Source organism: Neorhizobium sp. PAMB6716 (genome assembly GCF_058242805.1).
The window spans coordinates 1,002,657-1,023,096 of record NZ_CM177835.1 but is presented as its reverse complement, the minus strand read 5'-3'; the positions used below and the strand labels follow the sequence as shown (position 1 = coordinate 1,023,096).

The following is a 20,440-nucleotide window of genomic DNA, read 5'->3' as shown; positions in this document are numbered from 1 at the left end:
CGATCTCAATGGCCGACCCCCAGATAGGTCTTGAGGATCGAGGGATCGGCGCGCACCGCCTCGATGTCCATCTCCGCCTTGATTTCTCCGTGGTCCATGAAGGCAATGCGGCTGGCGACCGGTAGCACCGCATCGATGCGCTGCTCCACCAGAAGCACGCCGACGCCTTCGTCGCGCAGGCGGATCACCACGTCGCGAATGGTTGAAATCATGCTCGGCATCAGGCCTTCCGTCGGCTCGTCCAGCATCAGCACTGATGGTTCGATGCAGAGCGCGCGGGCCATGGCGAGCATGGTCTGCTCGCCGCCCGAGAGCGTGCCGGAGCGTTGGGAAAACCGTTCGCGAAGGGCTGGAAAATAGGACAGCGCCCGCTCCAGCGCGGCCGGCCCGCTCTTGCGCGTCATCAGCCCGATCTCGAGGTTTTCGCGCACCGTCAGTTCGGAAAACAGGCGCCGCCCCTGCGGCACGTATCCGAGGCCCGCCATCGGGATGCGGTTGGCGGGCAGGCCCGTCAGCTCATTGCCGCCAAGCGAAATCCGCCCACGCTTCGGCGCGACGATGCCCATGATCGCTTTCAGGGCCGTGGTTTTGCCAGCACCGTTGCGGCCGAGAAGGCACAAGACCTCGCCCGGGGAAACGGTGATCGAAAAGTCGCGCAGCGCCTGGCTTTGACCGTAATAGGCATCGAAATTCTCGATCTTCAGCATCACGCCCCCAGATAGGCTTCTTGCACGGCCGCATTGTCGCGGATTTCCGACGGCGTGCCCTCAGCCAGCAATTGGCCGCGCGTCAGCACCGAAATCCTGTCGGCAAGCGCCATCACCACTGCCATGTTGTGTTCGATGAGCAGCACCGTGGCGCGTTTGGCGATAGCGCGCACCAGCGACAGAAAGTTTTCGATTTCCGCATCGGATAGACCTTGAGTCGGCTCGTCGAGGATCAGCAGTTTTGGCTGCAGCGCCAGTCCCATGGCGATTTCCAGCAACCGCTGGTGACCATAGGCGAGTTCGCCGGCAATCGTTTCTGCCCTGTCCGACAACCCGACTGCGGCAAGCGCCGAAAGAGTTTCCGCCTCGAAATCAAAGGCCGGCATGCCCACGCGCTGCATACGCCCCTGCACCGCCATGCGCACATTATCCGCCACGCTTTTCGTCTGGTAGATATTGGTGATCTGGAACGTGTAGGCGATGCCGCGCTGGACGCGTTTATAGGCCGGCAGCCGCGTCACATCTTCGCCGGCAAAGCGGATAGTGCCGCCGGAGGCTTCGGTGCGCCCGGACAAAAGACTGACGAAAGTGGTCTTGCCGGCCCCGTTCGGGCCGATGATGGCGCGAATCTCGCCTTCGTAGAGCGTGAAATCGACGCCATCGACGGCCTTCACGCCACCGAAATGGCGCTTGAGCCCCGATGTCACGAGAAGCGGTGTCAAAGAAGCCATGGCGCCCACCTTTCACGGATCGTGCCGAGAATGCCCTTGGGAAACCAGAGGATGACGACGATCAGCACCACGCCGATCACCAGCAGGTAAGCGGATGTGAGTTCGCTGAGCTTGTCGATCATCGCGACCATCAGAAGCACGCCGAGGAGCGGCCCGAGCAGCGTTCCCGCCCCGCCGAGCAGCGTAAACAGCAGCGCCTCGATGGAATACTGGAAGGAGGCGAAGGTGGAGCCGATATAACCAAACAGCAGCGCATAGGCCGCCCCCGCCGCCCCCGACATCGCGCCCGAGAGAACGAACATTTCGAGCTTGCCGGCAAAAACGTTGAAGCCGAGCATTTCCGTGCGGCCCTCGTTGTCGCGGATGGCGGTTGCCACCCGTCCCCGCGCGCTGGAAAGATAGGCAAACAGCAGCACGAGGCAGAGCGCCAGGAGCCCGAAAGCAAGGTTATAGCGGGTGATGGCGCTGGACAGATCGAGCGTCCATCCGAAAACATGCACGGCACGCGCCGAGAGCGGCAGCGAAAGCCCCTCCTGCCCGTTGGTCCATTCAGCGAAATAGAGCACCATCAGGTAGGCGACCTGCGCAAACATCAGCGTGACGATCATGAAGGACACGCGGATCGTGCGCAGCACCACAGCCCCGATGACGAGCGCCAGAAGCGCCGAGGCGAGGATGGCAAAGCCGAAGGCCGCCGGCAGGCTCCAGCCGAAATGATAGACGGTGAGGCCCGCGCCATAAAGCCCTGCGGCAAAGAACATCGCATGGCCAAGGCTGAGCAACCCGATATAACCGAGCAGCGCATTAAAGCCGAGGGCAAAGACGGCGAGCACCATCATGCGCGTTCCCATCAGCACATGATAATCCGGCAGCACGAACTGCAGGACGAACAGCAGGGCAAGGACTGCGCCGGTGAGATAGAGGTTGTTGCGATAGGCGGATTTCGTCATCGCGCCGCCTTTCCAAACAGGCCGTTCGGCCGAAATACCAGCACCAGCGCCACCAGAAGCGTCGAGACCATCTTGGCAAGCGTCGGCGAAAACATCACCGACAGGATGCCGTCGGACAGCCCGATCAGGATCGCGGCCACCACCGTGCCGGACATGCTGCCGAGCCCGCCGATAATGACGACGATGAAGGAAAGGAGCAGCGGATCTGCCCCCATCAGGTAATGCGCCTGCTGGATCGGCACGACGAGCACGCCGGCCAGCGCTGCAAGCCCGGCACCGGCGGCAAACACGAAGGCCGACACCCGGTCGACGGGAATGCCAAACGCCTGCGCCGTCTCGCGGTCGAACTGGGCCGCCCGCATGATGAGGCCGGCTTTGGTCTTCTGCAGCACAAACCAGATGGCGCCCATGATGACGATGGCAGCTGCGATAACGAACAGCTTGTAGCTGGAATAACCGAACCACGGAAAGCGGATCGTATAATAGAACGGCGGATCGACGGGGCGCGCATCCGGGCCATAAACGATCAGCACCGTCTGCTGGAGGATGTAGAGAAGGCCGATGGTGGCAACGATCGTGGCTTCCGGATTATAATCCAGCCGCTTGAGGATCAGTCGTTCGCTGGCAAAGGCAATCGCCCCGACAATAACAGGGCTGATGACGAGCGCCACGGCAAAGCCGATGGCCGGATGGCCGGTGACGAGGCTTGCGGCAAACCAGGCGATGACGGCGCCAAGCATGACGAACTCGCCGTGGGCGACATTGACCACCCGCATGACGCCGAAGACCAGCGACAGGCCGGCCGCCGTGATGCAGAGCACCGCTGCCTGCACCAGCCCTTCAAGGGTCGCCAGAAAGAGATAAGGCCCAAGAGCCATGGGAAGGCTGCCTTTCCTGCATCAGCCCCCGGAGATGCTTTTCAGCAATCGCCGGGCGCAGTTGACCTTGCCCCGCCGGCCTATGTGCCGGCGAGGTTTGCGTGCAAGCGCAGAGCGCGGATCAGAGAGCCATCTTGGTGTAATCGGCATCCGTATCGTACAGGCCGTCCTCGATGGAAGTGCGATGCACCACCTTCAGCTTGCCGCCTTCGACCTTGGAAATGTTCTGCGAGCCAAAAACCTGGTGCGTCTTGCCATTGAACAGCTTTGCGCCCTGCGGGTGTTCGCGGCTTTCGGCAAGCGTGCTGATGGATTCCATCGCCGTGACCAGATCCTTCTTCTGCGCCTCGCCCTTGTAGTTGGAAAGCTCCATGGCCTGCTTCATCACGAAGAGCGTTTCCCAGATGGAGAACATGTGGGAATAGGTGGAAATGTCCTTTCCGTCCTTGACGCTGGCGCCATTGGCATCGACGCCGACCTTTTCGCGGAAGAACTTGTCGAACTCGCTCTGGTTGGCCTGCGCATAACGCGGATAGGCCTCCCAGAAATAGGAGCCTTCAAGGAAACCGAGCTGCGGCGTGGCGAAATCAACACCCTCAAGCGAATCGATGAAGCCAAAGATTTCCGGGCGCTGGCTGCCGAGATAATCGCCAAGCTCCTTGACGAAGGTGAGCACGGCCGGGCCGACCATGACATGGTAGATCACCTCCGTCGACGGCGGGATCTGCGGGAAATAACGGGTGAACGAGGTTTCCGTCGGCGGCACGGCGATCTTGCCGACCACTTCACCGCCTTGCGCCTTGATGGCGGCGGTGAAGAAATCGCGGTGATCATGGCCGAAATTATAATCCGGATAGATCATCGTCACCTTCTTGCCGAGCGTGTCGCCGATCCACGGCGCCATGGAGGTGACCTGAGAGCGCACGTCGGTAATGCCCGGCTGAAACGTGTAGCGGTTGAGTTTTCCGGCACCGAGAAGGCTTGCCTCCGAGCAGATGAAATAGGGCATCTTCAGCTCGCCGGCGCGCGGTGCAGCGGCCGCCACCACGTTGGAGAACAGGTGCCCGAACACCGCATCCACCTTGTATTGCGAGGCAAACTTTTCGATCACTTCGGTGCCGCGCTTGGGGTCGGTGCCGTCATCCTCGACGATCAGTTCCACCTGCCGGCCGTTGATGCCGCCCATCTCGTTGACCACCTTGACGGCAGCCGTTGCGGTGCGCTCGTACCAGCGGCCATAAGAGGCGCCGATGCCGGTGCGGTGGATCGGCGCGCCGAGCTTGATCGTGCCGCTCTGGGCAAAGCCCGGCCGCAGGATTGCGGGGCTTGCCAGCAGGGCGGCGGCACCGCCTGCGGTTTTGAGAATGTTACGACGCGACAGCGCCAGAAATGTCTTGGAATCCCGATGCATGCTCATTCCCCTTTTTTTATGGATCAATCAGAACAACAAACGGAACTTTGGATGGTCCGCACCCTCCTGCGGACATCCTCATCCCAAAATGCGTAGGCGCGATATGCGGCGCACGATAGCAAAGACCATTGTGCGCACAAGAAAATAATAGGTTCTCCGATCAACCCTGGGCGTGGTCAACGCGTGCGTATGTCAGCCGCCAAAAACTATGTCAAAAGCTCATCGGAGACCAAGGCACGTTGCGAGCTTTCACCTCATAAATCCATGATCGCGCTCACTTCTCGCCCTGTCTGACGCGCCGCGCTTCGGTCGCCGGTCCATCCACCGCGCCCTCCCCAGTCAGCACCACGCCGAACAACCGCTCGGCATCTTCCAGCCCGTATCGCTGCAACCGGACATCGGTGGCGACAGCCTCAGCATCCCGTTCCATGGCATTGCCATAACCACCACCGCCCGGCGTCTCAACCCGCACCCGGTCTCCGGGTTTCAGCGGAATATCCTGCGCCTTCGACAGATGCTCCGGCTGCATGGCCACGCCATCGCGCGTGACCGTCACCCGGTTGACCCTGCCGTCACCGCCGCCAAGCGCCCCCGGCGGGCCGAAACGCCCGTGATCCATCACAAAGCTTGCCGTCGCATCGCCGCGCCGCAATTCGATCTCGTAGTCCAGCCCGAAACCGCCGCGATGGCGCCCTGCCCCGCCGGAGCCTTCGCGCAGCGCATAACGATGGTAGAGAACCGGGTATTGCTGTTCCATGATCTCCACCGGCGGTGCCTTGGAAATGCCAATGGTGGAACAGCCGTTCGCCAGCCCGTCATGATCGGCATTGCCGCCATAACCGCCGCCGGAAATCTGGTACATCACATAACCCTGCCCCCGTTCCGGATCGAAGCCGCCGAGCGCGAAATTGCCGGAACTGCCGGCAGGCGAAGCCGTGACGCGATCCGGCAGTGCCTCGACCAGTGCTGCAAACACCGCTTCGGCAATGCGCTGGCTGACCTCTGCCGCACAGCCGGAGACAGGCCGCGGATATTGCGCATCGAGAAACGTGCCCTCCGGGCGGATCACGTCCAGCGGCTCAAACGCGCCCGCGGAAATCGGCACGTCGGGAAAGATGTGGCGCATGGCGAGGTAGACGGAGGAGAGCGTCGTGGCGAGCACCGAATTCATCGGCCCGCGACACGGTTTGGACGAGCCGGTGAAATCGAAGGTGAGCTTTTCGTCCTTTGCGCTGATCGAGAGACGGATTTCGAGCGGTTCGTTCACCACCCCATCGCTGTCGATATAGGCGGTCGAGCGATAGACGCCTTCGGGGATCAACCGGATATTGGCGCGCATCTGCTCGGCTGCCCGCCGGCGCAGTTCCTCGATCGCGGCCTCCACCACCGCATCGCCATAACGGTCGAGCATGCGCACGAGACGTTTTTCACCGACGAGAAGTGCGGCCGCTTGCGCCTTCACATCGCCGATGCGTTGTTCGGAGACGCGGATATTGGAGCAGATGATCGCGTAGATTTCTGCGTCCAGCACACCCTGTTTGAAGAGGCGCACCGGCGGCAACCGCAGGCCCTCCTGCTCGACGGAGGTGGCAGACGCCGAAAAACCGCCGGGCACGGCACCGCCGGTATCCGGCCAATGGCCGGTATTCGACAGCCAGCAGAAGATTTTTCCATCGCGATAGACTGGCATGGCAAAGCGCACATCCATCAGATGCGTGCCGCCGAGATAGGGATCGTTGACGATATAGATATCGCCCGGCTGGGGCACTGCCGCCGTGCCGGCGGCAATCATCTCGATCAGCACCCGTGTCGAATATTGCATCGTGCCGACAAACACCGGAAGCCCGGTGGAGCCTTGCGCAATCAGCGCGCCATCGACAGCGGAATAGATGCCATCGGATCGGTCGTTCGCCTCGGCGATAACAGGCGAGAAGGCCGCGCGCGAAAACGACAGGTCCATCTCGTCGCAGACCTGCTGCAGGCCGGACTGGATAACCGAAAGCGTGATCGGATCGATCTGCATGGGTTTTAGCCTCCGACCGTGATGATGATATTGCCGTCAGCGTCCTGAGAGGCGGTATCGCCGGGTTCGATGAGAATGGTCGTGTCCATCTGCTCGATGATCGCAGGTCCCGCAATCATCGCATCCGCCGGCAGGTGGTCGCGCCAGTAGACCGGCGTTTCGACAAAATCGTCGAACCAGACGCTACGGCGGCCGGTTCTTGCATCCCCAAGGGTCGCGCGGCGGCCGGCAGCATCGATCAGCGCGGACAAATCGATCTCCTCGCGCTCGCCGATGACAGACGTGTTGACGTTGACGAGATTGGCGCGGATCTGCGGAAGCTCCACATGGAAGCGGGCAAAATAGGCCTCCTCGAACCGGCGCTGCAGGTCTTCCCGCGTCGGTTCTCCATCGGGGAGCGGCACCCGGAGCACATGCGTCTGGCCGATGAACTGCATGTCGACGGAGCGAATTTCGCGGATATTCCGGATGCTGACGGCCTCCTTGCCGATGAGGCTTCGCCCCTCGGCGCTCTGGCGGGCAAAGATCTGATGCACCGCATCGAGATCAGCGATCGCCAGCGGCCTGTTGACCGTCTGCACGAAATCATGCCGCAGATCGGCCACCACGCAGCCGAGTGCATTGGTGATGCCGGGCCGCGACGGCACCAGGACTTTGGGAATACCAAGCTCGCGGGCGATGGAGGAGGCATGCAGCGGCCCGGCGCCGCCGAAGGCAAACAGCGCAAAATCGCGCGGGTCCTCGCCAAGGCTCACCGACACCATGCGCACCGCATCCGACATGCGGGCATTCGCGATGCGGATCACGGCGGCCGCCGCTTCGATCGCATCAAGCCCGAGCGGCTGGCCGATGGTTATGCCAATGACAGTTTTGACATCCTGAAGGGTGACGCCTCCCGGCACCGTGCTGAGCCGGCCGGGATCAAGACGCCCGAGCAAAAGGTTGGCATCCGAAATCGTCGGTTTTTCACCGCCGCGCCCGTAGCAGATCGGGCCGGGGGTTGCGCCGGCGCTTTCCGGCCCCACCTGCAAAAGCCCCGCCGCCGTGATGCGGGCAATCGAGCCGCCGCCGGCGCCGACGGTGCGCACATCCACCATCGGCACATGGATCGGCATGGCATATTCCACCTCGATCTCGTTGGAGACCGTCGGTTCGGCATTGCGGATCAGCGCCACGTCGGTGGAGGTGCCACCCATGTCATAGGTGATGAGATTGCCCATGCCGGCGCGGCGTCCGGTGTAGGCGGCCGCCATGACGCCCGAGGCAGGACCGGACATCACCGTCTTTGCCGCCTCGTTGGCGACATGGCGGGCAGAGACCATGCCGCCATTGCCGTTCATGACAAGCACGTCGTGGCGATAGCCGCGCGCCGCCAGCGTATCGGCCAGCCGCTCCACATAACGCCGCAGCAGAGGCTGGACGGAGGCGTTAACGGCAGCGGTGACGCCCCGCTCATACTCCCTGCTTTCGGACAACAGCGCATGGCCAAGCGTGATATTGCCGTTCGGCCAAATGTCTTTCGCGATCTCGCCAGCGCGGATTTCGTGGGCGGGATTGGCATAGGCGTGCAGGAAATGGATGACCAGCGCCTCGCAATCCATCTCGATCAGCCGCGTCAGCGCAGCACGAAGAGCCTCCTCATCGAGCGCCACCACCACGTCGCCGCGCGCATCCATGCGCTCGGGCACTTCAAGGCGCAGGTCCCGGGGGATGATCGGGCGGAAATCGCCCTTCATGCCATAGGCCTGCGGGCGCGTGCGCCGGCCAAGCTCCAGCACATCGCGAAACCCCTTGGTCGTGATGAGGCCGGTGCGACAGAGACGGCGTTCCAGCACCGCATTGGTGGTGGTCGTCGTGCCATGCACGATGAGATCGAGGCCAGCGATATCTGCCTCTGCCGCATCGAGCGCGTGGATGACGCCAAAAGCCTGGTTGTCGAGCGTCGTCGCGACTTTTGCCAGCCGCACCGTGCCCGCTTTGGCATCAAACAGCACGAGATCGGTGAACGTGCCGCCGACATCAATGCCGGCGACAACCGATTGACGTGCGGGCGCAATCCCGGCGTTATCCGCCTGGGGCAAGTGCTGAGACACGGCTGTTCCTCGTATTTTTATTGTTTGTATACGAATGAGTTAAAGCCGGTTTTTGTCGCCTGTCAAGCGGCCATGCAGGCGGGCAAAACGACGAAGGCCGCAGCATCGCCGCGGCCTTCGGTTTGTTGACAAACCTGTCTCCCACCACGACGTCATCCTCGGCCTTGTGCCGAGGATCTACTAAGTTCCAATAACATCAGACGTTTGCAGATGCTCGGGACAGGCCCGAGCATGACGGAAAAAAGCTGAAAGCCCTTTGTCAGCAGCCTGAAGGCCGCAGCAACGCCGCGGCCTTCAGGTATCGCAGACTGACCGTCGTACTTCACGCCACCTGCACGAGATGTCCGGCGGAAACTTCGCGGTACTGTCTTTGCGGCGGCTCGAAGCCGACCGGGCGGACGGGGCTCTTCAGCTCGTCATTGGAAATGCCCCGACGAATGCCGCGCCGGGCGGGATCGGGCACAGGCACCGCCGCCATCAGCTTTTTCGTATAAGGGTGCTGCGGGTTTTCAAACACGGCGGCGCGCGGGCCGATCTCGACGATTTCGCCGAGATACATCACCGCGACCCGATGGCTGACACGCTCCACCACCGCCATGTCATGGCTGATGAACAGGAAGGCGAGATCAAGGCTTTCCTGCAGGTCGAGCAGCAGGTTACACACCTGAGCCTTGATCGACACATCGAGCGCAGACACGCTTTCATCCGCCACGATCACCTTCGGATCGAGCGACAGCGCACGGGCAATGGCAATGCGCTGGCGCTGGCCACCGGAAAACTCGTGCGGAAAACGCCCCATGATATCGCCGGACAGGCCAACGCGATCCAGCAGGTAGGCCGCCTTTTCGCGCGCCTTCGCCCTATTGCCGAGGCGATGCTTCAGGAAGGGTTCGGCAATCGCCTGCCCCACGCTCATGCGCGGGTTGAGGCTGGAAAACGGGTCCTGAAAGATCATCTGGATGCTCTTGCGCATCCGCTGCAGTTCCAGCGAGCCGAGACCGCGCACGTTATAACCATCGAGCTGGATCTCGCCTGAAGTCGGCTCGATCAGCCGCATGATCGAGCGGCCGGTGGTGGATTTGCCGCAACCGGATTCACCCACCAGCGACAGGGTTTCGCCCTGGCGCAAGTCAAACGAGACGTTTTCGACCGCATGGATCGCACCCGTCTGACGGCTGAACAGGCCCGAGCGCACCGGAAACCGCGTCACAAGGTTCTTCACCTCGAGGATCGGCTGCTGGCTGGACACGGTTCCCTTGCTTTCGATAGGCGCTACCGAAATCCCGGTCTTCGTGTCGACCACCGGGAACCGCAAGGGTGCCGTGCGGCCTTCCATCGAACCGAGTTTCGGCACTGCCGACAGAAGCGCGCGGGTATAGGGGTGCTCGCCGTGATAAAAGATCTCGGAGGTCGGGCCGGTTTCCACCGCGTCGCCACGGAACATTACCACGGTGCGGTCGGCGATCTCGGCCACCACGCCCATGTCGTGGGTGATGAACAGCACGGCCATGCCTTCTTCGTCCTGCAACTCCTTGATGAGGTCGAGGATCTGGCCCTGGATTGTCACGTCGAGCGCCGTTGTCGGTTCGTCGGCGATCAGAAGTTTCGGGCGCGAGGCAAGCGCCATGGCGATCATCACGCGCTGGCGCATGCCGCCGGAAAACTGGTGCGGATATTCGTCGAAACGGGTGTTGGCGTTGGGAATACGCACCCGCTCCAGCATGCGGATGGTTTCCGCCCGCGCCTCTGCCTTCGTCATGCCCTTGTGGCGCGTCAGCACCTCGGAAATCTGCCGACCGATGGTGAAGATCGGGTTGAGCGAGGTCATCGGCTCCTGAAAAATCATCGAGACCTCGTTACCGCGCACGGCCCGCATCTCCTTTTCCGAGAGCGCCAGCAGGTTGCGGCCGTTGAGGATCACCTCCCCCTCGATGCGGCTTGAGCCTTCCGCCAGAAGCCGCATGATCGACAGCGACGTCACGCTCTTGCCGGAACCGGATTCGCCGACGATGGCGAGCGTCTCCCCGGCAGAGACGTCGAAGGACACGTTTCTCACCACCGGCTTCCAGCCGCCATCGGCACGGAAGGCGGTTGTGAGATCGCGCACGGAAAGGATCGGTTCTGCGGTCATGACGGGTTCCATGGCGTGGCAAAGGATGCGCTGTCGCGGCCGCTTGCGATGCGTTCGGCCTCGAGGCTTGCGATCTTGCGGTCGATTTCGCTGCGGTCGATCAGGCCATGCGGATTGTCCCGCGTCGGCATGGTCTCGGCCACGTGGATGTAGCGCTCCTGCGCCACGTTATAGAGCCGCCAGAGTTCTTCCAGCGGATCGGGATGGTCATCGGCGCGGAGGCTGAGCCAGGCATAATCCTGATCGCGGTAGATCGTCAGCGCCGCAGACTGCTTGCCGCGCTTGTCGCCGCCCGCCGCTTCGCCGGCCTCCATGGCGCCCAGAAGGCGCTCGGCAAAAGGCGCGCTGGCCAGATCCTTATAGGCGGCAAGCGTCTTTTCGATCACCTGCGGTCCCGCCAGCATATTGCCGGCAACCGACACATTGTCCTCGATGAGATGGCCGGCCCAATCGATGCATTTGGCGCCTGTGAAGACGGCATTGCGGCCGGTTGCATCGATGAGGTGCAACTGGCGCTGCTGGGCGCCGTCGTCGCGCGCCGTCAGCGTCTCGATGATCTCCTGCGGGCTTTTGCCTTGCCCGAGCATGGCAAGCCCATCCGTTCCATAGAGCGGGCTGACAAAGGCTTGCGTGGCGACGGCACCGACGCCGCCGCGCATATAGGGAACGGCAGAGCCGACGGCAAAGAAGCGGCTGGCAACCGCAATGCCGAGATGGCCGGTTTCAGGATCGCGAGCGACAATGGACCAGGTCATGGCTCAGCGTCCCACGGCATAGGCTTGCATCAGGCGCGGCGTGGCTGCGGCCCGCAGCAATCCGTCCGCATCCCGGCGGGCGGCCGTCAGGCGTCCGACCGTCCAGTTGTCGGCAACCGTCACCTGATGGCCGCGACGGCGAAGGTCGGCAATCGTCGCTTCGCCAAAACCTGCTTCCACCATGATATGGCCGGGCTCGGACGTGCGCGGATAAAACGAGCCGGGGAAATGCGTGGTGTGGAACAGCGGCGCATCGATGGAGGCCTGCAGGTTCTTGCCGTGATGGACATAACGCAGGAAGAATGGCAGCTGCCACTGATCCTGCTGGTCACCGCCTGGCGTGCCAAACGCCAGCGTCGGGCGCCCCTGATGGAGGGCAAGCGAGGGCGTCAGCGTCGTGCGCGGGCGTTTTCCCGGCGCAAGCGAGGTCGGCAGACCGTCCTTCAGCCAGAACATCTGGGCGCGGGAATTCAGCGCAAAACCGAGCCCCGGCACGATGGGCGAGGATTGCAGCCAGCCGCCCGACGGCGTGGTCGAGACCATGTTGCCCCAGCGGTCGATGACATCGATATGGACGGTATCGCCCTTCTTTTCGGTGAGATGCGACATTGTGGGTTCATAGACCGCACCCTTGCCGGAAAATTCGGCCAGCATCGCCATGGTCGCATCGCGCTGGTGCTCGTAGCCGGGCACCGTGCCCGGGCGCAGTTCCATCGAGGCCTCCGCCCCCATCAGCTTGCGGCGCTCGTTGTTGTAACCGTCCGAGAGAAGCGTGTCGGTCGGGATCTGGCTGAATTCAGGGTCGCCGTAATAGACCTCGCGGTCGGCATAGGCGAGCTTCATCGCTTCCACCACATGGTGGACGAAATCCGGGCCGGTCGGGTCCATGGCCGCGAGATCAAAGCCTTTCAACAGGGCAAGCGACTGCAGAAGCACCGGCCCCTGCCCCCAGGCCGGGGTCTTGGCCACCGTCCAGTCGTGATAATCAAACGTCTGCGGCGCCTCGATGGTGGCACTCCAGTTTGCCATGTCGTCTGCCGTCAGCACGCCCTTGTGGCGGATGCCGCTCGCATCCATCACTTCGGCCGTCTTCAGGTAGGTGTCTATGCGTTCAGCGACGAAGCCGCGATAGAAGGCATCGCGCGCGGCCTCGACCTGCTCTTCGCGGCCGGATCTGGCTTCCGATTCGGCAATGATGCGCTTCCACGTCTCAGCAAGAACCGGGTTCCTGAAATTCGAAAGTGGCTCAGGCGCAGAACCGCCGGGAAGCCAGGTCTCATGCGAGGTCGGCCATTCCTTGGCGAAGAAATCCGCCAGCCCCTTGATGGTGGCGGATACGCGCGGCAGCACCGGATGGCCGTGCTCGGCATAATAAATGGCAGGCTCCAGCACCTCGCGCACGGACATCGTGCCGTAATCGCGCAGCATCAGCATCCAGCCATCGAAGGCGCCGGGAATGACGGTGGAGAGAAGCCCGTCACCCGGGATCAGCTTCAGACCTTCCGAGGTGTAATGTTCGATGGTGGCGCCAGCTGGTGCCGGTCCCTGCGCGCAGATCACCTCCACCTTGTCGGTCTTTTTCGAATAGATGATCGCGGGCATGTCACCGCCGGGGCCACAGAGATGCGGCTCGACGATCTGCAGCACGAAGCCGGTGGCAACGGCTGCATCAAACGCGTTGCCGCCCTTTTCCAGAATGCTCATGCCGACGGCAGAGGCGATCCAGTGGGTGGAGGTGACGACACCGAACGTGCCGAGGATTTCGGGCCGAGTGGTAAAATCAGTCATGTCGTTTGCCTTTGCACTCAGTGTTCGCGCGGGTCCAGCGCATCGCGCAGACCATCGCCCAGAAGGTTGAAGCCGATCACCACGAGGAAGATCGCGGCACCCGGCCACATGGCCATCCACGGTGCCTGGGAGAGAAAGTTCTTCGCCACGTTCAGCATGGAGCCCCAGCTGGCGGCCGGCGGCTGCTGGCCAAGGCCAAGGAAGGAGAGGCTCGCTTCGGCGATGATCGCCGTCGCGATGGTCAGCGTTGCCTGCACGATGATCGGTGCCGTCACGTTCGGCAGGATGTAGCGCACCATGATATCCATATGCCCGAGGCCGACCGAGCGGGCGCCCTCGACATATTCCTCCTGCTTCACCGACAGCACCTGACCGCGCGTCAGCCGCACGAAGATCGGCATGGCCGAAAGGCCGATGGCGATCATCGCATTGGTGAGGCTCGGGCCCAGGAAAGCGGCAAGCGCAATCGCCATGATGAGGAAGGGCATGGCGAGCAGCGCTTCGGTGATGCGGGAGATAACGAGATCCACCCAGCCGCCGAAATAACCAGCGAGAATACCGAAGGGTACGCCAATGCCGACGGCAATCGCCACGGAAAACACGCCCGCCATCAGCGAGGCCTGCGCGCCCCAGATCATGCGCGAAAGAATGTCGCGGCCGAGATCGTCGGTGCCGAGCCAATGGGCGGCAGAAGGCGCCTTGCGGATGGCCGACCAGCTCGTTGCCACCGGATCCGGGATGGGCAGGATGGGGGCAGCAGCAGCAAGGATCACGAAAAACAGGATGATGAGGAGGCCGGCCAGCGCGCTGCGGCTGGATTTCAGCTTTTTCCACGCCCGGCTTTCCTCGCGTTTGCCTGAAAGCGGCGCCTGTTCGATCATGGTCATAGGCTTGCCCTCAGACGCGGATTGAGGAGAACGTATAGAATATCGGCAATGAGGTTCATCAGGATGAAGCCGACGGCGGTACACATCACAACGCCCTGCACCACCGCGTAATCGCGGTTGAACACGGCATCGACGATCAGCTTGCCAAAACCTGGAATGGTAAAGATCTGCTCGGTCAGCACGGCCCCTGCCAGCAGTTCGCCAAACAACAGCGCCGTCAGCGTGATCACAGGCAGCAGCGCGTTGCGAAAGCTGTGGCTAAGAATGACTTCACGCGGCGACAAGCCCTTGGCGCGTGCCGTGCGGATATAATCGGCCGAGAGAACGCCGAGCATGGCCGAGCGCGTATGGCGCATCAGGGTTGCGGCAAGTGCGGTGCCCAGCACGAAGGACGGCATGATCATCGTCTGCAGCGAGCGCACCGGATCGACAAAGATCGATTCGAAGCCCGACGCCGGCAGCCAGCCGAGGTTTACCGAAACGAGAAGGATCAGCATGATGCCGAGCCAGAAATTCGGCACCGACAGACCCGACAGCGCAACAAGGCTCGCGACGTAATCCAGCACCGTGTTCTTCTTCACCGCCGCCAGAATGCCCATGGGCACGCCGATCACAAAGGCAAAGATCATCGACATGATCGCAAGCTGGATGGTGACCGGCAGTTTCTGCGCAATCAGTTCCGTCACCGGCTGGTTGGTGCGCAGCGAAATGCCGAGATCACCCTGCAGAACGCCGCCGATCCAGTGGATATATTGCACGGGGATCGGGTCGTTCAGGCGATATTTTTCGCGCAGCAGTTCCAGTACAGCGGGATCGCGCTCCTCGCCGGCCATCGCAAGGATGGGATCGCCGGGCAGAAGCTTCTGCAGCGAAAACACGAAGATGGAGATGATCAGCAAAGTCGGGATCGCGACGAGCAGACGTTTTCCTATATAGACAGGCATCAAGGCCATCCTTCACGGGGACAGGGTGGGATGGAGGGCGCCGCAGGCTGAACTCCGCGACGCCCGGAAGGTCGTTCGACCTCCCTCTTGTCTTCTAAGTCAGGGCGATCAGCCCTTCTTCATGCCGACGAGGCGGATCATGCCATCCGGCGAGGCAGTGAAGCCGGTGACAGACTTTTTCATCGCCCAGATCCACGACTGGTGGCCGAGATAGATGATCGGCATGTCGTCGTTGAGGATGACGCTGGCCGCATCATACTTTTCCTTGCGCACGGCTTCATCGGTGGAGGCGCGCGCCTCGTTCAGCAGCTCGTCCACCTTCGGGTTGCAATATTTGGTATCGTTGATACCGCCCTTGCAGGTGATGAACTGGTGGATATTGCCATCGGGATCGACCCGGCCCGACCAGTCGGAGCGCGACAGCTGGTAATTGCCGCGGGTCTGCTCATCGAGAAGCGTCGCAAATTCGGTGGATTTCAGCTGCACGTCGAAACCGGCTTCCGCCACCATCGACTGCACCACCTGCATCATCTGCTGGGCAACCGGGTTGTTGGGGATCTGCATCTCCACGGGCACGCGGTCGAAACCGGCTTCCTTGATGAGCGCCTTTGCCTTATCCACATCACGCGCCGGCACCGGAATGGCCTTGTTGAACCACGGGCTGTTCGGCGGGAACGGCTGGTTGCCGCCAACGGCTGTGCCTTCATAAACGATCTGGTTCAGCGCATCGCGGTCGATGGCCAGCGAAAAGGCCTGGCGCAGGCGCTTGTCCTTGCCGAACGGGTTGTCGGCGCGCGGGCCGTTGGCAATGTTGGCGTAAAGCGCCATGTAGCCGATGTTGACGACGTCGGTATAGGTCAGCTTGCTGTCGGACTTGATGGCGGCCGCATCTGTGGGTGCTACGCGTTCCATGAAATCGAGGTCACCCGATTGCAGGTTGGCAAGGCGCACGGTCGAATCCGGGATCGGCAGGTAGGTGACCTTGTCGATAAAGACATTGTCCTTGTTCCAGTAGTCGGCGAACTTTTCCAAGACGATGCGGTCCTGCTGCACGCGCTCGACAAACTTGAACGGGCCGGCGCAGACCGGCTTGGAGCCGAAATTGGCGCCGAGTTCCTTGGCAGCCGTCGGCGAGACGATCATGCCGGCTCGGTCGGAGAGCTGGGCGAGAAGCGTCACGTCAGGCTTCTTCAGCGTGAACTTGACCTCGAGCGGGCCTGATGCCTCGACCTTTTCGACCGACGAAAGCTCGCTCTTGCGGCGCGATTCCGGCAGCGTCAGGTTGCGCTCGATGGTGGCAACGACGGCTGCGGCATCCATCGGGGTCTCGTCGTGGAATTTCACGCCGTCGCGCAGCTTCATGGTCAGAACCTTGCCGCCTTCCGACCAGGCCCATTCGGTTGCGAGCTGCGGCACGATCTTCAGGTCCGGCGACACGTCCACCAGCTTGTCGCACATTGCGGTATAGACGATGCGGCCGACAAAGGTGCGCGACTGCGCGGGATCCAGCACGTCGGCATCATCCTGCAGGCCGATCTTCAACTCGACGGCGGCCGCCGGCAGCGCTGTCAGCGCGGTGAAGGCAAGCGCCGTGGTAAGGCGCAGAAAACGGGACATGGTCATTCTCCTCTGATTTTTTGGGTCTGGATTCATGCATTCATGGGTGCCGGCTTGCCTCCGCCGGCTTTCCCAATACCGGGCAAACCGCCCGGGCCTTTTTCAGGACGCAACCTCCACCTCGCCGAGGGCGGCCGCGGGTTCGATGACATCAAGCGAGGTGGCGCGGATCAGCCGCTCCTGCAGCATCAAAAGATGCTGGCGCATGGCTTCGCCGGCACCTGCCGGATCACGGGCTGCAATCGCATCGATAATGCCGGCGTGCTGGGCATAGGCGATGGTGTTGCCGCCATCGGTGCGGGCGCGTTCGCGAATGTTCTGCCAGGCCTCGTTCTGGCGCACGTGATTGATCACGTCGAAAATCGTCAGGAACAGCTGGTTGCGGGCGCTCTGGGCGATCTGCCGGTGCAGCGCGCCATCCCACAGCTCGCGCGCATCCGCATCGTCGCTCTCGGTGATTTTTCGCGCCAGTTCGCGCATGCGAACCAATTCGGATGGCTTGGCGCGGAGAGCGGCAAGCTGTGCCAGCTGCGGCTCGATGCGCAGGCGCACCTCCATGATCTCCATGAAATCGGTGCCGGCAACGATTGCCCCGACATCGCTGGCGAGAGCCTCCGGCCGCTGGCCGACAAAGGTCCCGGAACCCTGCCGCCGCCAGACAGCCCCTTCCGCCTCCAGCACTTCCAGGGCCTGGCGCACCGCACGGCGGCCAATGCCGAGAAGCTCGGACAAAGCGCGCTCAGTTGGCAGCTTGCCATCCGCGCCGAAATCGCCGTCGCCGAGCAGGGCGCGCAGTTTTTCCAGCGCATAATTGGCATTGTCGAGGGGGGGCTGGGTCGGTACCATTGTGTGAACCAATTTGCTATTGGTTCATCTTCAGGCAAAAAACACCGACAAGTCAAGCCAAAATCTGAGCATGTTTTTATTTGCTTAAATGTTGTGCATCTGCTCACAATATTTTTTGGGAACGTCGCGGCCTGAAGAGAAATTGGTCAGATATCGACGTTATCATTTGACCGAAATCATTTGTTGCGCTGCAATAAGCATCTCACCTGAAGACGAGGCACCCCATGTATCAATACGATCTCATCGTTATCGGCAGCGGTCCTGCCGGACGCCGCGCGGCGATCCAGGCCGCCAAGCTCGAAAAAAAGGTTCTCGTCATTGAACAAGGCCGACGGGTGGGTGGCGTCTCCGTCCACACCGGCACGATCCCGTCCAAGACGCTGCGCGAAACGGCGCTCAATCTCACCGGCTGGCGCGAACGCGGCTTTTACGGCCGCTCTTACCGGGTCAAGCAGGAAATCAGCGCTGAAGACCTGCGCCGCCGCCTGCTCATCACGCTCGACCATGAGGTGGAGGTGCTGGAACACCAGTTTGCCCGTAACCGCGTGCAGCAGATGCGCGGCCGCGCTCAGTTTGTCGATCCGCACACGATCGAGGTGGAAAAGGTCGATGGCGAAGTACTGCGTCTGACATCGGCCTCCGTGCTGCTTGCCGTTGGCACAAAACCCTATCGCCCCTCGCACATTCCGTTTGATGGCGATGCGGTGATCGACAGCGATGAACTGCTTGAGATCAAGTCCGTACCGCGTTCTCTGGTCGTGGTCGGCGCCGGCGTCATCGGCATAGAATACGCCACCATCTTCAGCACGCTCGATACGCAGGTCACCGTGGTCGAGCCGCGCGATTCGATGCTCGATTTCATCGACAAGGAAATCGTCGAGGACTTTGCCTACCAGCTGCGCGACCGCAACATGAAGCTGATTTTTGGCCAGACGGTGGAAAAGGTCGAGCGCGAGGACCCGAAAGGCAAATGCCGCGTGACTTTGAAAAGCGGCCGCGTGCTTCAGGCCGAAATGGTGTTGTTTGCCGCCGGCCGCGTCGGCGCCACCAGCACGCTCAACCTTTCCGCCTGCGGGCTTGAGGCCGACAGCCGCGGTCGCCTGAAAGTAGACCCGGATACGTTCCAGACCGCCGTGCCGCATATCTATGCCGCCGGCGACGTGGTGGGTTTCCCAAGCCTTGCCTCCACCTCGATGGAACAGGGCCGCATAGCTGCCCGTCACGCGGTGGGCGCGGAGGCCAACGAGCCGCCGCAATATTTCCCCTACGGCATCTATGCCGTGCCGGAAATCTCCACCTGCGGCCTCACCGAAGAAGAAGTGATCCAGCGCGGCATTCCCTATGAGGCCGGCATCGCCCATTTCCGCGAGACGTCGCGCGGCCACATCATGGGCCTCGATTCAGGCCTCCTGAAAATGATCTTCTCGCTGAAGACGCGCCGGCTTCTCGGTGTCCACATCGTTGGCGAAGGCGCGACCGAACTGGTGCATATCGGCCAGGCCGTGCTGAACCTCAAAGGCACGGTCGAATATTTCGTCGAAAACACCTTCAACTATCCAACGCTTGCCGAAGCCTACAAGATCGCTGGCCTCGACGCCTGGAACCGCATGGGCGAAGGGCCGAAAGAGGCCCCGGTTGCCACGTCCCAGTCGCTCGATCCGGCAACCCCAGCCGACGTCCCGGCACCGGCCAAGAGCGCCTGACGAAATCTACCTGACCCGATCAGGCCCCGCCGCCTCCACGAGGCAGCGGGGCTTTTTTCATGTCTTGCCCGCCGGATCGGCATAAAAAAACCGCCTCGCAGAACGAGACGGCTCTTTTGAAGAGAAAAGCCGGCGACAGGCGCCGGCTTTCCGAAATGATTAGCGCGAATAGAATTCGACGACCAGGTTCGGTTCCATGATGACGGCGTAAGGAACGTCCGACAGCGTGGGGACACGAACGAAGGTGGCGACCATCTTGTTGTGGTCGGCATCGATGTAATCGGGAACGTCGCGTTCAGCGAGCGAAACGGCTTCGAGAACCGTAACGAGCTGCTTGGACTTCTGACGCACTTCGATCACGTCGCCAGCCTTGCAGCGGTACGAACCGATGTTGACGCGAACGCCGTTGACCGTGACGTGGCCGTGGTTGACGAACTGGCGGGCAGCAAACACCGTCGGCACGAACTTGGCGCGATAGACGATGGCGTCCAGACGCGACTCGAGCAGGCCGATCAGGTTTTCGCCGGTATCGCCCTTGCGGCGGTTGGCTTCGTCATAGGTGGCGCGGAACTGCTTCTCGCGGATATCGCCGTAGTAGCCCTTCAGCTTCTGCTTGGCGCGCAGCTGCACGCCAAAGTCGGAAAGCTTGCCCTTGCGGCGCTGGCCGTGCTGGCCGGGGCCGTATTCGCGACGGTTAACCGGGGACTTCGGACGACCCCAGATATTTTCGCCCATGCGGCGATCGATTTTGTACTTGGATGCAGCGCGCTTGCTCATCGCATTTCCTTTCACAGTTTGACAGGCCGGACCTTGAGGGGCCAGCCTTCAGGAAACACGCCCTCCTAAGAAGCGCCTCTTTCAAGGCCACCTCTGACAGGTTTCTCACGGAGCGTCCGGAGACAACCACGGGACATGTCGTTGAAACACCGGACATTGCTATCCAGTGCTGGCGCGGTCTTTAGGGGCAAGTCATGAG

General features: G+C 61.9%; 16 protein-coding genes. 1 reads left to right on the top strand and 15 read right to left on the bottom strand.

The annotated features are described in order from the left end of the window. Nucleotides 1-5: 5 nt before the first annotated feature. The 14 genes from AC4CWH_RS04825 to AC4CWH_RS04760 form a co-directional block, all read right to left on the bottom strand. On the bottom strand, nucleotides 6-707 hold the full coding sequence (locus tag AC4CWH_RS04825; RefSeq protein WP_491320617.1) for an ABC transporter ATP-binding protein: 702 nt from the start codon (nucleotides 705-707) through the stop codon (nucleotides 6-8). Then, entirely contained in the window at nucleotides 707-1,429 is a 723-nt protein-coding gene (locus tag AC4CWH_RS04820; protein ID WP_491321355.1) for an ABC transporter ATP-binding protein, read from the bottom strand. The genes AC4CWH_RS04825 and AC4CWH_RS04820 overlap by 1 nt, the downstream gene beginning before the upstream one ends. Next, nucleotides 1,426-2,388 carry a branched-chain amino acid ABC transporter permease gene (locus AC4CWH_RS04815; protein WP_491320616.1) on the bottom strand — a complete coding sequence of 321 codons (963 nt, stop codon included), beginning with the start codon at nucleotides 2,386-2,388 and terminating at the stop codon, nucleotides 1,426-1,428. The genes AC4CWH_RS04820 and AC4CWH_RS04815 overlap by 4 nt, the downstream gene beginning before the upstream one ends. Beyond that, nucleotides 2,385-3,266: a branched-chain amino acid ABC transporter permease gene (locus AC4CWH_RS04810; protein ID WP_491320615.1), complete on the bottom strand. Its 882-nt coding sequence runs from the start codon at nucleotides 3,264-3,266 to the stop codon at nucleotides 2,385-2,387. The genes AC4CWH_RS04815 and AC4CWH_RS04810 overlap by 4 nt, the downstream gene beginning before the upstream one ends. Before the next feature lie 121 nt (nucleotides 3,267-3,387). After that, on the bottom strand, nucleotides 3,388-4,677 hold the full coding sequence (locus tag AC4CWH_RS04805) for an ABC transporter substrate-binding protein (protein WP_491284554.1): 1,290 nt from the start codon (nucleotides 4,675-4,677) through the stop codon (nucleotides 3,388-3,390). 274 nt (nucleotides 4,678-4,951) lie between these two features. Further along, on the bottom strand, nucleotides 4,952-6,700 hold the full coding sequence (locus AC4CWH_RS04800; RefSeq protein WP_491320614.1) for a hydantoinase B/oxoprolinase family protein: 1,749 nt from the start codon (nucleotides 6,698-6,700) through the stop codon (nucleotides 4,952-4,954). A gap of 5 nt (nucleotides 6,701-6,705) precedes the next feature. Beyond that, the gene (locus tag AC4CWH_RS04795; protein ID WP_491320613.1) at nucleotides 6,706-8,793 is read right to left on the bottom strand and encodes a hydantoinase/oxoprolinase family protein; all 2,088 of its coding nucleotides are present in this window, start codon (nucleotides 8,791-8,793) and stop codon (nucleotides 6,706-6,708) included. A gap of 322 nt (nucleotides 8,794-9,115) precedes the next feature. Further along, nucleotides 9,116-10,924 (bottom strand): ABC transporter ATP-binding protein, encoded by a 1,809-nt coding sequence (locus AC4CWH_RS04790; RefSeq protein ID WP_491320612.1) that lies wholly within the window; start codon nucleotides 10,922-10,924, stop codon nucleotides 9,116-9,118. Beyond that, nucleotides 10,921-11,679, bottom strand: coding sequence for a DUF1028 domain-containing protein (locus AC4CWH_RS04785; protein WP_491320611.1), 759 nt, complete (start codon nucleotides 11,677-11,679; stop codon nucleotides 10,921-10,923). Before AC4CWH_RS04785 ends, AC4CWH_RS04790 begins: the two co-directional genes overlap by 4 nt. A 3-nt stretch (nucleotides 11,680-11,682) precedes the next feature. Beyond that, a complete protein-coding gene (locus AC4CWH_RS04780) occupies nucleotides 11,683-13,467 on the bottom strand; it encodes a gamma-glutamyltransferase family protein (protein ID WP_491320610.1) in 1,785 nt (594 codons plus the stop codon). A gap of 17 nt (nucleotides 13,468-13,484) precedes the next feature. Continuing rightward, a complete protein-coding gene (locus AC4CWH_RS04775; protein WP_491320609.1) occupies nucleotides 13,485-14,354 on the bottom strand; it encodes an ABC transporter permease in 870 nt (289 codons plus the stop codon). After that, on the bottom strand, nucleotides 14,351-15,298 hold the full coding sequence (locus AC4CWH_RS04770; RefSeq protein ID WP_491320608.1) for an ABC transporter permease: 948 nt from the start codon (nucleotides 15,296-15,298) through the stop codon (nucleotides 14,351-14,353). The genes AC4CWH_RS04775 and AC4CWH_RS04770 overlap by 4 nt, the downstream gene beginning before the upstream one ends. A gap of 108 nt (nucleotides 15,299-15,406) precedes the next feature. Then, complete coding sequence (locus tag AC4CWH_RS04765; protein ID WP_491320607.1) at nucleotides 15,407-16,915, bottom strand: ABC transporter substrate-binding protein; 1,509 nt, start codon at nucleotides 16,913-16,915, stop codon at nucleotides 15,407-15,409. A gap of 102 nt (nucleotides 16,916-17,017) precedes the next feature. After that, nucleotides 17,018-17,761: a FadR/GntR family transcriptional regulator gene (locus AC4CWH_RS04760; protein ID WP_491320606.1), complete on the bottom strand. Its 744-nt coding sequence runs from the start codon at nucleotides 17,759-17,761 to the stop codon at nucleotides 17,018-17,020. A gap of 224 nt (nucleotides 17,762-17,985) precedes the next feature. On the opposite strand from AC4CWH_RS04760, the gene sthA reads away from it, so the two are divergent. Beyond that, nucleotides 17,986-19,464, top strand: a complete 1,479-nt coding sequence (gene sthA, locus AC4CWH_RS04755; RefSeq protein ID WP_491320605.1) for a Si-specific NAD(P)(+) transhydrogenase — start codon at nucleotides 17,986-17,988, stop codon at nucleotides 19,462-19,464. Between the two features lie 159 nt (nucleotides 19,465-19,623). Here the strand turns inward: sthA and rpsD are convergent, their stop codons facing one another. Further along, nucleotides 19,624-20,241 (bottom strand): 30S ribosomal protein S4, encoded by a 618-nt coding sequence (rpsD, locus tag AC4CWH_RS04750; RefSeq protein WP_491284531.1) that lies wholly within the window; start codon nucleotides 20,239-20,241, stop codon nucleotides 19,624-19,626. Nucleotides 20,242-20,440: the final 199 nt, after the last annotated feature.

What these genes read in the sequence shown, in the direction of transcription:
- AC4CWH_RS04825 (WP_491320617.1), bottom strand. Translation starts at nt 707, where the DNA reads ATGCTGAAGATCGAGAATTTCGATGCCTATTACGGTCAAAGCCAGGCG.
- AC4CWH_RS04815 (WP_491320616.1), bottom strand. Translation starts at nt 2,388, where the DNA reads ATGACGAAATCCGCCTATCGCAACAACCTCTATCTCACCGGCGCAGTC.
- AC4CWH_RS04810 (WP_491320615.1), bottom strand. Translation starts at nt 3,266, where the DNA reads ATGGCTCTTGGGCCTTATCTCTTTCTGGCGACCCTTGAAGGGCTGGTG.
- AC4CWH_RS04805 (WP_491284554.1), bottom strand. Translation starts at nt 4,677, where the DNA reads ATGCATCGGGATTCCAAGACATTTCTGGCGCTGTCGCGTCGTAACATT.
- AC4CWH_RS04800 (WP_491320614.1), bottom strand. Translation starts at nt 6,700, where the DNA reads ATGCAGATCGATCCGATCACGCTTTCGGTTATCCAGTCCGGCCTGCAG.
- AC4CWH_RS04790 (WP_491320612.1), bottom strand. Translation starts at nt 10,924, where the DNA reads ATGACCGCAGAACCGATCCTTTCCGTGCGCGATCTCACAACCGCCTTC.
- AC4CWH_RS04785 (WP_491320611.1), bottom strand. Translation starts at nt 11,679, where the DNA reads ATGACCTGGTCCATTGTCGCTCGCGATCCTGAAACCGGCCATCTCGGC.
- AC4CWH_RS04780 (WP_491320610.1), bottom strand. Translation starts at nt 13,467, where the DNA reads ATGACTGATTTTACCACTCGGCCCGAAATCCTCGGCACGTTCGGTGTC.
- AC4CWH_RS04775 (WP_491320609.1), bottom strand. Translation starts at nt 14,354, where the DNA reads ATGACCATGATCGAACAGGCGCCGCTTTCAGGCAAACGCGAGGAAAGC.
- AC4CWH_RS04770 (WP_491320608.1), bottom strand. Translation starts at nt 15,298, where the DNA reads ATGCCTGTCTATATAGGAAAACGTCTGCTCGTCGCGATCCCGACTTTG.
- AC4CWH_RS04765 (WP_491320607.1), bottom strand. Translation starts at nt 16,915, where the DNA reads ATGTCCCGTTTTCTGCGCCTTACCACGGCGCTTGCCTTCACCGCGCTG.
- AC4CWH_RS04760 (WP_491320606.1), bottom strand. Translation starts at nt 17,761, where the DNA reads ATGGTACCGACCCAGCCCCCCCTCGACAATGCCAATTATGCGCTGGAA.
- sthA (WP_491320605.1), top strand. Translation starts at nt 17,986, where the DNA reads ATGTATCAATACGATCTCATCGTTATCGGCAGCGGTCCTGCCGGACGC.
- rpsD (WP_491284531.1), bottom strand. Translation starts at nt 20,241, where the DNA reads ATGAGCAAGCGCGCTGCATCCAAGTACAAAATCGATCGCCGCATGGGC.